The sequence below is a fragment of the Paenibacillus turpanensis genome (assembly GCF_011421635.1).
GTDB lineage: Bacteria > Bacillota > Bacilli > Paenibacillales > YIM-B00363 > Paenibacillus_AK > Paenibacillus_AK turpanensis.
On sequence record NZ_WTLI01000002.1, the window covers coordinates 98,884 to 111,434 of the forward strand.

A 12,551-nucleotide genomic window follows, 5' to 3' on the forward strand; every position below is an offset into this window, starting at 1 on the left:
ACGCATACAAAATCCCCCATAACGGGGGATTTACTCGTTTATTGTGCATGTTAAGCGGACTGCTTCGATTTCAGCCAACGATCCATCTCTTCCCGCGGCATCGGCTTACCATAATAGTAGCCCTGCATTACTTGGCAGCCACGGGATTGTAAAAATTCAATCTGCTCCTCCGTCTCCACGCCTTCGGCAACCACCTGCAGCTTCAGATTGGCGGCAATCGTAATAATATTGCTGATGATCGCCTGCTTGGAGGGCTGATCGGAATTGCGAATAAACACCTGGTCAATTTTAAGGGTGTTTACCGGCATCTGGTCAAGAGTTCCCAGCGAAGAATAGCCTGTCCCAAAATCGTCCAATGAGACGGCGACGCCAAGAGCACGGAGCTGCTGCAGCTGTGTAACGGCATCCACAACATCATTAATCGCGATCGACTCCGTAATCTCCAGTTCGATATATTCCGGCGGCAAGCCCGAACACTCCAGTGCATCCTGAACCATCGCAATGAGATGGCCGCTCTCAAACACACGAACAGACATATTTACGGAAATAGGAACTTTAGCGGTATCCTCCGCCTGCCACTCCACATTTTGCATGCACACTTCCTTTAGCATCCAACGCGTAATCGGAACAATCATGCCGGTTTCTTCCGAGATCGGGATGAACTCACTAGGAGGGACTGTCCCCAGGTTCGGGTGATTCCACCGAAGAAGCGCCTCCATCCCGACCAGCCGGTTACTGACGGAATCCCATTTCGGCTGGTAGGCAACAAAAAATTCGTTGCGCATAAGCGCTGCCCGCAGATCCTTTTCAAGGCCGGACCTGCGCACCTGCCTCCGTTCCAGCTCAAAATTGAACAGCTCCCATTTGTTTTTTCCAGAGCCTTTCGCCTGATACATCGCGATATCCGCTGCTTTCATTAGATCAGTGCGATGGGCGCCATGCTCAGGAGCAAGACTGATTCCTACGCTCGCAGTCACATAAAGCTCATTCCCCTTAATAAGATAGGGCTGCTTAATGGTGTCGATAATGCGTGCTGCCGTATGTTCCGCCTCCTGTGGAGTTGAACCCGGGAGTGCAATTAAAAACTCATCTCCACCGAGTCGAAACACCTCTCCGGAAGGTCCAATACAATGAACAAAGCGTACGCCCGCTTCCTGAAGCAGTAAATCGCCGATATCATGTCCCAGCGTATCATTGATCGTTTTGAAGCGATCCAAATCGATAAACAGCACAGCGCCCTTCGGCTCGGCAAAGCTGCTTACAAAATATCGGTCCAAGCCGTAACGGTTAGGCAGACCTGTTAACGGATCAAGGTAAGCCATCCGCTCCAGCACCGTCCGGTCAAAGAAAATCGCTCCCCACGAAATGAGTAAAATAAACAACGTGGCAACCGCTACCGCGATAAGCAAAAATGACGTTTGCCCTGCTGCCCCATGCCCCCCGCCTTCCCCAACAAGGCCGGTTACAGGATGAAATTTCGCAGCTGCCATTCCCGTATAATGCATTCCACAGATCGCAAGCCCCATCACCAAGGAACAGAGCAGCTTCCATCCACTGAAGGCCGGGCTGTTACGGAAACGCCGAAAAAGAAGCAGAGCGGCATAGGAAGCCGTAAAGGCGATAAGCACGGATAAGGCCAAAAGCTTCGGGTCATACTCCACTTCGGCCGGCATCTGCATCGCCGCCATCCCGGAATAATGCATCGTTACGATGCCAACCCCCATTGCAAGGCCGCCGATCCCGATGCGACCAATGCCCGCCTGAGCTCCTCCAGTAACCGTGAAGGCAATAAAGGAGGCTGCTATACTAGCAAGCGCAGATAAAACCGTAATAGTTATATTGTATGTAACGTCAATATTCAGCTCGAAGGCCAGCATTCCGACAAAATGCATCGACCAGACGCCGATCCCCATCACACAGGAACCGGCCATAAGCCAAACCGTTTTGTTTTTCCCCTTGGATAACGAAATTTTTCCCGCTAAATCCAATGCCGAGTAAGACGCTAAAACGGCAATTACAAAGGATAACAAAATAATCCAAATGTTATAATGAGTATGTATGGAATGCAATTCGGTCGGGTCTCCTTAGGTACAATGTAGTCTGACATGGCTGCTGGTTGGCTTCCCTTATCATCATATACTATATTCATTTCTTAATAATACTAGCTATTCATTATCATAATCGAAAAGAGAATAAAACTCGACCATTTTCTTCTTTGAAAACCCAAAAAAACCACCGAAAAGCGATGCTTCTTCCGGTGGCTTTGAATGAATTAAGTATTTGCGTTCAAAATGTTCATCGATTGAATATGCTCACGCGTTTCCCGTGTGCCCAGCTCATAAATTTTGCGATAAATCTCAACTAAATAGTCGTCGTAATAATCGTTTACCGCGTCGTGATGATATTCCACACCAGGCACATGGGCACGCCAAAACGCACGCTCATTGACCCAAGACTGCCCTTCGAAGAGCTCTTGAAGATCTTCCACTTCTTTCGGGGTTGCCTCAATCTCAAGCTCATAAGAAGAATCCCCTTGGTTTTCCATCACAGTCCCAGCCTGAACTGAAACGTAGTATTTCTTTTTATCCATCTCCAAGCTCTCCTCTACCGATTATTTAGCAGCCATACAATCGTAATCAGCGCAATAATGATGGGCACAGCAATATACGCATAAACGATTGGGTTCGCCCGAGCAGGATGCTTAGCAACCATGTTGTTCGAATCTTTATCCAATTCGTGGTGCTGCTGCCGGCGCATAATTCCATAAGACCCGATCGCACCGAAGAATATGACCGCAAACACAAGAACGAGTAAAAAAGTCAGCACGAGCTTCCTCTCCTCACATGGATTTGTTGCTTAGCGTTTGCATTTCTTGAATTTTTATGTGTGCAGCAGGATCATACGATTCGAAGCAAAAGAATAAAGCTGAACCAATCTTATGAATACCGAGGGAGCGATTAGGATGAGCACGTTTCATATTCAACGTTTGGATTCATTAAGCAATGAAGCTGTCGAAAAGACGGCTCAGCTTTTTACAGATTGCTTTATGCAGGAGCTTTGCACGAGCCTACGAATCCCTCCTCACTCCATGGCCAAGACTTTCAGTCACTCATTTGTGAAGGATCATTATTTTGTTTGCATGGAAGGAGAAACGATTCTGGGAATTGGAGCGGTATCAACTCTCCATGGGAGATCACACCGTCTCGATAAAAATTGGTTACGAAGGGAGCTCGGCTATATCAGGGGCGGCTTCGTTTATAACGCGATGCGTGAGGAACTCGAGCATCCCTTGCCATTAACAGCCCATCAAGCTTACATCGAATCGATTGCTACAGCTGAACATGCTAGAGGAAAAGGGGTGGCCACAACCCTTATGAATTTTTTGATGGGCACCCATTCTCACCATGAATTTATCTTGGAGGTTATGGATCGCAATGAGAAAGCGATTCGTCTTTATGAGCATTTGGGCTTTACTGTCTTTCGGAAGAAGAAGGCCGGCTTTTTCTTGCGGTTAGGCGGTATTCGCGAACGAATTTACATGCTTAAAAGAAATGAAAACCATACGATAACCGGAAACGAATAACGATTTATTTATGCGGGGTCTAAAATGTTGCGTTCGGGAAACAATAACGGTGTCCCAAAAATACAGAGGAGGGAACACCATGCTATTGGTTTACGGGATCGGACTGCTTATCGCCGGACTTTTCCTAATCAACGCCATCTTTTCTTATCAAAGCAAACATATTGACCCTGCTTTCTGGACGACTATCTGGTTTCAAGTCAAAATGATTCCCCTCTTTTTTGCAGCCAATGTCATGATCGGTTTTGGGATCAAGTACAATTACAAATCCACGGGAAGTTTAACCTTTGCTTTAAGCCTGTCAAAAGGCTTCGAAATTTTTATCGTTGTATTAATGGGGTATTTGTTTTTAAAAGAGGTGCCAACTTGGAAAACGTGGGTGGGACTATCCTTAGTTATAGGCGGTTTTGTGATTACTAGGCTAAAATAAAACTGCCCAGCCTCTAGGCTGAGCAGTCAAGAAAAGGAAAATAACTTTACAATAAAGAGGTTGTCGTTCCGCCCTTGGCTTCAACAACCCGTCCACTTACCTGTAGCCAGACTGATGCTGCCGACGGATTAAAGACCATTTCCCGCGAGGCAGAAAACTTCAGGCTGCGGAAAGCATTCATGTAATCGACATATTGAATGTTCGTCGCATACCATATGTCTTCACGTCCGCCCACCATTTCGCAGAACTGTTCGATCAGCTCCCAGTTGTTATCATTATCGAACTCATAGCTGTGACCCCAGACGTACATCATATAAAGATACTGCTGTTTATGGAGCTCGATAAACTGCTGTCCGAGCTGAAGCAGGTCTCTTTTGTGATGACAGGTCGGCTTCCATTCGATCAAGTCGTCCGGCAGACCGAACCCTCCAGTGGACTGTACGACACGGGAATATTCGATGCCCAGATTCGGCAGCAACTGCTTAATCCGGCTGTTGAACGAGCCGTTCGGGTAAGACATTCCGCGAACCGGATAGCCGACCAACGCCTCCAGCCGCTTCCGGTCCTCAAACACTTCTTCCACAATTTGTTCATTCGGCGAACGCTCAATGGTTGGGTGTGTAACGGTATGGGCCGAAACCTCATGGCCTTGGTACAGCTCGGCAATTTCTTCAGCAGGCAGCCGGTCTCCTTCCCCTAGAAGTCCCGAGTTCAAGTGGAAGGTTCCTTTGATTCCGTTCTTATTGAAAATTTGCACCAGTCTTCTGTCCGCAATTTTGCCGTCATCATAGCTCATCGTCAGCACCTTATGCTTTCCCTCAGGAAACGTCACAATTACCTTTTGCATAACGACACCTCATCTCTTTATGTATGTACATAAAGTCTAGCAAAGGGAGGGGCTGTCAACAAGATGAGACCCGTAAGGAATTGGCGGAAGCGATAAAATGACACATAAAAGGGATCCTTGCAAAACGAAGCGGATGCTCTATTCCTACTTTTCCCGAACTGGAAGTTCCGGCAGCTCCGACATCAGCCAGCGTGTATCCGGTACTTCGCCGGTCACAAAAAACGGGCAATTTCCTGCTCGGCTGATTTCCGCCCAAATGGCTGCGTGCTCCTCGCACTCCTGCACGAAATTCGTAATAAGCAGCCAATCCGGCTTTAAGCGCTGCACCAAATTAGCATCAATCGCATCCGGCTTGCCATGATGGGACACCTTCAGGATGCGAGGCTGCAACTTTTCGCGTGTAAGCAGCCGCTCCCAGTTGTCCAGCAGCGCATCTCCGCCCAGCAAAATCAGCTGCTCCTTCATAGCGGTCTCTCCGCTGCTGCGCTCTAGCAGCCAGATGCTGCTGTCGCGATTGGAGACCACATGGTATTCGTGAAGCAGCGCGTAGGCGTTCTCCGCAGACGGCGTCTGATTCTGATCACCAAGCGTGACCAGCTCGCGAATCGAAGCATATAACGGCAGCGGCTCCCCCTCCACTGGGGACAAATGCCGGAACGTAAACTCGCCGAACGTCCATTCCGTCCGCTCCCCGAACGGCGGACGATAATGAATGACTGTGCCTTGGGCCTGCAGCAGCTCGATCAGCTCTTCGTAAAGGCGGAAATGATCGTAGGCTTCCAGCACCACAACCTCACCTTCAGATAGCCTCGGCAAACGAAACGCCGGGTACGGAAGCACAGCCTCCGCGACCTTGAATTCCTTCGCTAGACGGAGCAAGCCGATAATATGATCCCAGTGAATATGGGTTAAAATCATCAAATCGAGCCGGTCCCAGCCCTTTTCCGTCATAAACTGCTGCGGTGTAACGCGAACCGCCTCCGTTTCGTCCCCGCCGTCCACGAGGACTCGGAACGGCTCGCGCCCTTCAGCCTCCAGCTCAAAGGCAAAGCTGTCGCCTCTCCCTACGTTTAAAGCATATAGGGTACTCCACTTCCTACGCATGGATAACGGCTGCTCCCTTCATTTCCTGATTGGAGAACAAATAGCAGCTGCTTTTCGGCAGCAGCAGCGTGCAGGCTCCGGTTTGCGTATATTTTTGCTCTGACTCGATAAAGACGTTCTGACCCTCGACAACCACCCAGTGACGGTAACCCGAACCGACAAACAGGCTTTCTTTGAACTCAGCTTGAAGCGCAATTACTCTTGCCGAAGCCCCTCCGGTAATCGATTGAACATCTGTTCCGTCAAACCGGATCACGGCCTCCTCGCTGCGGAACACAAGTCCGTAGGTGCCGTTCTCCCGGCTGCTGGCGGCACGGCCAACATCATCCAGATGCAGCTGCTGCCGGTTCACCAAATATTCAGCCCCCTGCTTCTCAACAAGCAGCGTGTTGCTGTTCCCGATAAACTGCGCGGCAAAATAACTCGCCGGTGCCTTGTAAATTTGCTCCGGACTGCCGACCTGCTCGACCAGCCCATTATTCATCAGCACAACCTGATCAGCCATCGACAGCGCCTCTTCCTGGTCGTGCGTGACATATACGGCCGTAATGCCGAGCTCCTGCTGAAGTCTGCGGATTTCCACCCGCAGCCGCTGGCGCACCTTCGCGTCCAGATTGGACAACGGCTCGTCCATCAGCAGCAGCTTCGGCTCCAGCACAAGCGCACGCGCAAGCGCGATCCGCTGCTGCTGGCCGCCGGAATATTGCGGCGGATGGCGGCGCTTTACATCCTCGGTGTCGATCTCCACCTTGCGCAGCACATCCATCACTTTATCGTGAATGACCTGCTTCGGAAGCTTGCGCAGCTTAAGGCCGTACGCAATGTTCTCGAACACCGTCATATGCGGCCACAGCGCATAGTTTTGAAACACCATCGCCGTTCCGCGTTTTTGCGGAGGAAGATGGGTCACATCCTGCTCCCCAAACAAAATGCGACCCTCATCCGTCTCTAGAAAGCCGGCCAAACAGCGCATCAGTGTCGTTTTACCGCAGCCGCTCGGACCTAAAATCGCCGTAAAGCTGCCGTCCGGAAGCTGAAGATTCACGTCCGAAATTGCCTTTTTCTGCTTATACTTCTTACTGATTCGTTCAATTTGCACTTCCATGCTATGCCCTCCCGAATGCTGCCAAGTACTCCGACTTCAAAAACCGTTCCATCAATAACAAAAGAATGACGCCGGGCAGCATAAGCAGCAGAGCTGTAATGGACGCAACCTGCATTTCATAGCCCATGGCGGAATTATACATATAAACCGGCATCGTCGTGACAAAAGGCGACCCAATCAGCAGACTGCCTGTAAACTCGTCCAGCGAATATAAGAATACGAGCAGCGAGGAGGCCAATATGCCCGGAAACGCAAGCGGAAGCGTCACGGTACAAAACACCCGAATCCGGGAAGCCCCAACGTTTATAGCCGCCTCTTCTAGCGATACCGGTATTGATTTCATAACCGAAACCATCGTCCAAACCGCATACACAAGCGTTCCGACGAGGTGAATGAGAATGACTCCGGGAATCGTTCCAACGAGATCCCATTTATAAAGCAGTACCATCGTGTTGGAATATACCGGCAGCTGCGGAAATGCCTGCGGAAGCAGAAACACCATCAAAATGAGCGCCTTGGCGGGAATCGCAAACCGTGCAAGAACGTAAGACAAAGGAACCGTCAGCAAAAGCGTAATCACGGTAACTAGTGCGGCGATGCCAAAGCTGAGACCAAGCGCATCCATAATACCGCTGTCCCATACCTTTTTCCAATAGAAAAGACCGTACTCCTGCGGCAGCAAATGCGGCCAAAACCATTTTTCGGCAAAGGACCAAAGCACGAGGCTCGACAACGGCCCCAAAATAATAAACAACGCAATCGCATACCCGGAAAGCTTCAGCGACAGCTTGGCGATTTTCAGCGTCATTTTTTCGTCACCAGCCTTATGTAGTAAATCGCCGCACCCATCGAAATTAAGTACGAAATGACGCCGATCGCATTGGCCGTTCCGGCGTTATTTTGATAGATCAGCTGATAGTACAAGTCGACCATCGCCATCTGCGGCCCTTCGCTCGTCCCCAGCATCATGGGAATGGAAAAGCTGCCCATCATCGACGTGAAAATCAGTACCGCCGATACGGCAATCGCCCCCTTTGCCATCGGGGCCAGTACGGTGAAAATAATTTTTAAGCTGCCCGCGCCAACATTGCGAGCCGCTTCAATATAGCTGTTGTCGATCCCGCGGAACGCTCCCATCATCAGCAGCAGCGCAAGGGCAAGATCCTTCCAAACAAGGGCAATGACGATGCCGGTTGAAGAAAAAGCCAGCGAGGGCGCATGCTCCAGGTCGACAATACCCAGAAGACTGAGCACCGCATTCAAAATGCCGTTCGGAGCCAAGAAGACACGCATGGCATGACCAACGACAACAAACGGAATAAACAAGGGCACTTTAAACAAAAATTCTATGAATCCATTGGCATGAAACCGCAAAAAGCCCCCTAATACGACGCCGAACACGAGCAGCACCGTAAGGCTGACAAGCGAGATCCATACCGTATACAGCAGGTCAGTGCGGTAAAGCTCCCACACCTCTGCGTAGTTGCCTAGTCCGTATCCATCCTCCACCCGAAAGCTCCCGATAAAGGATAACAGAAATGGATACACAAAAAGCACCGCCACAACCAGAATAGCAGGCAGGACGAGTGCCGTGCCTGCTATTCGGTGCAGCTGACGCTGAAGAAACGTCGTCATTAGTTTTTCTCGTACGCTTCCTTCAGCTTATCGAAGAATGGTGTAAGCGGGAACGACTGGGAGCGTTTCGAAATTTCTTCTGCGGTAACCTCTTTAAACAGCTTTGCTTTGCCTTCCTCGGACACCTTCTCGAGTACGGCGGAAGCGTCGATACCCGGATACCACGTATTGCGTTCTACGATCACCTTCGCTTGAACCTCAGGCGAAGTGATGTAATCGGCCAGTTTGAGGGCCGCTTCCTTGTTTTTCGCGTTCTTCGGAACTACGACGTACATCGGCTGTCCCGGCAGTCCCGGCTCCAGCAGGTTCATTTTGAAGCTTGGGTTCATACGGCCTTCCGCTTTCCACAGCAGGAACATGTCCACCCATACCGGACCCATGTCGATTTCGCCGCGGTTCAGCATGTCCAGCGTACCGTTGTTGCCGTTCGTATATGTTACAGGCAGTGCCTTCAGCTCCTTCATCACAGCCGGCCATTTTTCTTCCAGCTTTGCATCGTAAGGACCTTCGGTCAGCTGCTTGTAATCGCCCGTCTTCCAATACACAAAAGAAGTGGTGAAAGCGACGCCGCTCATGCCGTTTTTAATGCCGTTATAGCCAAAACGCTTCGGATTTGCTTGAATCCACTTGGTCAGCTCTTCAAAGTTTTTCGGAGCTTCTTTTACCTTCTCCGGATTGTAAGCAAGCACCACTTGGCTGTGGAACAGCGGAATGGCGAAGCCGTCGATATTCGTACCCAAGCTGTTTTTGCTGTCCGGAGTCGTAACCAGATCTTTGTTAGCGCTCATCGGAACATATTTTTCAAGAAGGTCGTCCTTCATCATGCTTTCCATAATGCTTTGATGCACGATCGCAAGATCAATATCCCATTCCTTCTTGCCGGCATCCTTTTGCGCCTTCAGCTTTGCGTAAAGCTTTTGCGAGCCGGCATCCCCTGGGCCTGTCCCGACAACATTGAGGCTCATGCCTTTATGCTTTTCCGAAAAGCCCGGTGCGATCGCCTTCTCCAGCAGCTCGGTCATGTTGGTGTCGCCTGCCGTGGCTGCGTTAATCTTTACCGCTTCTACCTTCGCAGCTGCCGGCGCCTCTGCTTTTTCAGCCTGAGCCGGTGCGTTCGTAGTCGGCTTGGATGCCTCCTGACCGCACGCCGCTAAAATCGAGGACAAGGACAAGGCTAGAATAAGACCTGAAACCATGCGTTTCTTCACGTTTTCCCACTCCCATATGTTTGTAATGGTATAGATGTATAGACATCTAATCTACCCTTACTATAGAGGGGATTTGTTAGCGCTTTGTTAACTGCATTTATCGGTTTTGTAAATTTTTCCGCAAGCAAGCTTGACACTACTCCCGCTTACGCTGGATCCAAAACTGAAAAATATCGTTGCGCATGTAATCAAGCGAATACAGCACCGGCCGGTTCGCCTCGTCATAATGAAGCTGCTTTAGCTGCAGCACCGTCGTCTCCGGGCGTACCAGCAGCTTCTGGCAGTAGGGGTCGATATGCAGCGGCACACGAATTTCGGTATGCGCGCGGACGATGTAAATGCCGCAGCTTTTCTCTAGGTGCTGAAACAACGAGCCGGAGAAATTGTCGGCCGCATTAAAGGCCTCCCCTGTAAGAGCGTGCGGCATGACGTTCACGGAGTATACCGCAGGCTCGCCGTTCACTGTTCGCAGACGCTCAATAACGACAACCTTCTCGCCTTCTTTTAGTCCGAGCTGGCCGCACCATTCCTTGTCGGCGCAGCTTTCCATGCGAAGCGAATCCCTGCGCTCGCCCTCATCCATTCCAGCGGCACGCACCATCGCCCCCGTGCTGCTGAGCTTCTCCAGACTGCTTGGCACACTCGGCAGCGGCTTAATAATAAACGTGCCTACGCCATGCTTCACGAGCAGCTTGCCTTCCTGCTCCAGCAGCTTCACCGCCGCCCGAAACGTCTCGCGGCTGACGCCAAACTGCTTGGCCATCTCGATTTCCGATGGCAGCTTCTCCCCAACGCGCAGCTTTTGGGTTTCAATCATTTGCTCAATCGATGCTTTTATAAATAAGCTTTTTTGGGACATATCCACCACACCTCTAGACGTCTGTTTGCATTTTCCCACTATCATAGCATGGACAGGCCGACCAATGAACACCCGAACGGTTAAAATCGCGTAAAGAAATTGTTAAGGCTGCACGAAACAAAACAGTAGAAAACAGCGCAGCCTCCCTTTGCCTAGCCGTGACCCTGATTATCCTGCAATCATGCATAGCCAAAAAGACCGGCGAGCTCCCTCACCGGTCTTCCTTTTACATATGGATCAAAACTTAATGGCCCGCCATCATGGCAGCTTCCGCCACTGCTTTTCCCTCGCCGCTTTCGCCGTCTCGCTTGGGGCGGCGCAGCAAAAAGCCCATTACAGCGCCTACGACTCCAATGCTTGCCATGACCAGGAAGGTATCTCCGAAGGATGAATACATCAGAGCCGGACCCTGCGCTCCCGTCTGAACATAATGCTCCATGCGGCTTGCCAAAACCGTAGATAAGCCTGCAACCGCAAAGGAAGTCATCACCTGCTGCGCAGCCGCGGTGAGCGAAGTAACGCGGCTGACCAAATGGATTGGCGCCGATTGAATAATATGCGTGTTCAACGGCATCATCGACAAGCCCATGCCCGCTCCGAGCATGGCCAGCGGAAGCATAATCATGATTAGGCTGGTGGTTGCACTCACTGTAGAAAGCAGCACACCAGCCGTCGTTACGATGGTTAACCCGGCGATCACGACCGGGCGTGCGCCGAAGCGGTCGTAAAGCCGGCCTCCAATCGGCATAAATATACCGGAGGATAAGGCCTGCGGCAGCATAATCAGTCCGGTCGTAAAGGCCGTGAAGCCTTTCGCCTGCTGTAAAAACAGCGGAACTAAAAACAATGTGCCAAACAACGCAATTTGGGCAATCCACTGTACAATAATGCCGCGCGTAAAATTGCCCGAGCGGAAAACGCGAAGCTCAAGCAGCGGGTTCGCCCTGCGAAGCTCCACGATAATAAAAACGGCCAGTGCAATGACGCCTACCGTCATGCCCCCAATCGCTTCTTTGGAGCTCCAGCCGCCGCCCTGACCTCCGCCCTCTCCGCCGCCTGCCGAGCTCACGCCATAAGCAAGCGCCGCAAAAGCAAGAGGAGCAAAAATCATGCCCAAGAAATCTAAAGCAGGAACGGTTTGCCTTTCAATATTGGGCAGTGTACGAAGACCTATCATTACAGCGATAATTCCAATCGGAATATTAATCAAGAAAATCCAATGCCATGTGGCATAATCAACAAGCCATCCGGCAACGACCGGTCCTAACGCCGGCGCAAGCAGCATCGGAATTCCGATCATCCCCATCACGGCACCGACCTTGCCCGGCGGACTAAGCCGATACGTAAAGGCCATGGCGATCGGGGCAACCATTCCGCCTCCGAGTCCCTGAATGATACGGTACACGATTAGCTGCTCCGCTGTTGCCGCCAACGCACAAAGCACGGACCCCAGCGTAAACATGACAACGGAAAGTAAAAAAATCCGCTTCGCTCCGAATCGATCCGAAAGCCAGCCCGCTAACGGAATCACCGCAGACTGCGCCAGTGAATAGCCGGTAACCGTCCACTGAACGACGGAGATATCCCGGCCGAAGTCCTGGATTAGGCCCGGCATAGCTACATTCATAGCCGTTCCATCCAGAATAACCATAAACATGCCGACGATAATGGCAATTAACGGAACGATAATGCTTTTCATTGAGAACTCCTGTTCACTCTCCAGCCGATTGTATGAAACATTCGACATTTTCTGTTCCTCCTACCCTACCCAAGATATTGACCT

General features: G+C 50.8%; 13 protein-coding genes. 2 read left to right on the plus strand and 11 right to left on the minus strand.

Going from position 1 to position 12,551, the window contains the following annotated elements:
- Nucleotides 1–50: 50 nt before the first annotated feature.
- The 3 genes from GQS10_RS02085 to GQS10_RS02095 form a co-directional block, all read right to left on the minus strand.
- On the minus strand, nt 51–2,030 hold the full coding sequence (locus GQS10_RS02085; RefSeq protein ID WP_341804991.1) for a bifunctional diguanylate cyclase/phosphodiesterase: 1,980 nt from the start codon (nt 2,028–2,030) through the stop codon (nt 51–53).
- A 242-nt stretch (nt 2,031–2,272) separates the two neighbouring features.
- A complete protein-coding gene (locus GQS10_RS02090; RefSeq protein ID WP_166238513.1) occupies nt 2,273–2,590 on the minus strand; it encodes a hypothetical protein in 318 nt (105 codons plus the stop codon).
- A gap of 14 nt (nt 2,591–2,604) precedes the next feature.
- Nucleotides 2,605–2,826 carry a hypothetical protein gene (locus tag GQS10_RS02095; RefSeq protein ID WP_166238515.1) on the minus strand — a complete coding sequence of 74 codons (222 nt, stop codon included), beginning with the start codon at nt 2,824–2,826 and terminating at the stop codon, nt 2,605–2,607.
- Nucleotides 2,827–2,962: 136 nt separating this feature from the next.
- Between GQS10_RS02095 and GQS10_RS02100 the strand changes: the two genes are divergently transcribed.
- Together GQS10_RS02100 and GQS10_RS02105 are read left to right on the plus strand one after the other, a co-directional pair.
- Nucleotides 2,963–3,583 carry a GNAT family N-acetyltransferase gene (locus GQS10_RS02100; protein ID WP_166238517.1) on the plus strand — a complete coding sequence of 207 codons (621 nt, stop codon included), beginning with the start codon at nt 2,963–2,965 and terminating at the stop codon, nt 3,581–3,583.
- Nucleotides 3,584–3,593: 10 nt separating this feature from the next.
- Nucleotides 3,594–4,010, plus strand: a complete 417-nt coding sequence (locus GQS10_RS02105; protein ID WP_481849232.1) for an EamA family transporter — start codon at nt 3,594–3,596, stop codon at nt 4,008–4,010.
- A 46-nt stretch (nt 4,011–4,056) separates the two neighbouring features.
- On the opposite strand, the gene GQS10_RS02110 is transcribed toward GQS10_RS02105, so the two are convergent.
- The 8 genes from GQS10_RS02110 to GQS10_RS02145 all read right to left on the minus strand — a co-directional run bounded on the left by GQS10_RS02110 (nt 4,057) and on the right by GQS10_RS02145 (nt 12,515).
- On the minus strand, nt 4,057–4,857 hold the full coding sequence (locus tag GQS10_RS02110) for a polysaccharide deacetylase family protein (RefSeq protein WP_166238521.1): 801 nt from the start codon (nt 4,855–4,857) through the stop codon (nt 4,057–4,059).
- Nucleotides 4,858–5,001: 144 nt separating this feature from the next.
- Complete coding sequence (locus GQS10_RS02115) at nt 5,002–5,961, minus strand: ComEC/Rec2 family competence protein (RefSeq protein WP_166238523.1); 960 nt, start codon at nt 5,959–5,961, stop codon at nt 5,002–5,004.
- Nucleotides 5,954–7,066, minus strand: a complete 1,113-nt coding sequence (locus GQS10_RS02120; protein WP_166238525.1) for an ABC transporter ATP-binding protein — start codon at nt 7,064–7,066, stop codon at nt 5,954–5,956. Before GQS10_RS02120 ends, GQS10_RS02115 begins: the two co-directional genes overlap by 8 nt.
- A gap of 1 nt (nt 7,067) precedes the next feature.
- Nucleotides 7,068–7,874 carry an ABC transporter permease gene (locus tag GQS10_RS02125; RefSeq protein ID WP_166238527.1) on the minus strand — a complete coding sequence of 269 codons (807 nt, stop codon included), beginning with the start codon at nt 7,872–7,874 and terminating at the stop codon, nt 7,068–7,070.
- The gene (locus GQS10_RS02130) at nt 7,871–8,701 is read right to left on the minus strand and encodes an ABC transporter permease (protein WP_166238528.1); all 831 of its coding nucleotides are present in this window, start codon (nt 8,699–8,701) and stop codon (nt 7,871–7,873) included. Before GQS10_RS02130 ends, GQS10_RS02125 begins: the two co-directional genes overlap by 4 nt.
- Nucleotides 8,701–9,909, minus strand: a complete 1,209-nt coding sequence (locus GQS10_RS02135; RefSeq protein WP_166238530.1) for an extracellular solute-binding protein — start codon at nt 9,907–9,909, stop codon at nt 8,701–8,703. Before GQS10_RS02135 ends, GQS10_RS02130 begins: the two co-directional genes overlap by 1 nt.
- A gap of 136 nt (nt 9,910–10,045) precedes the next feature.
- Nucleotides 10,046–10,768: a GntR family transcriptional regulator gene (locus GQS10_RS02140; RefSeq protein WP_166238532.1), complete on the minus strand. Its 723-nt coding sequence runs from the start codon at nt 10,766–10,768 to the stop codon at nt 10,046–10,048.
- Between the two features lie 244 nt (nt 10,769–11,012).
- On the minus strand, nt 11,013–12,515 hold the full coding sequence (locus GQS10_RS02145; RefSeq protein WP_166238534.1) for an MDR family MFS transporter: 1,503 nt from the start codon (nt 12,513–12,515) through the stop codon (nt 11,013–11,015).
- Nucleotides 12,516–12,551: the final 36 nt, after the last annotated feature.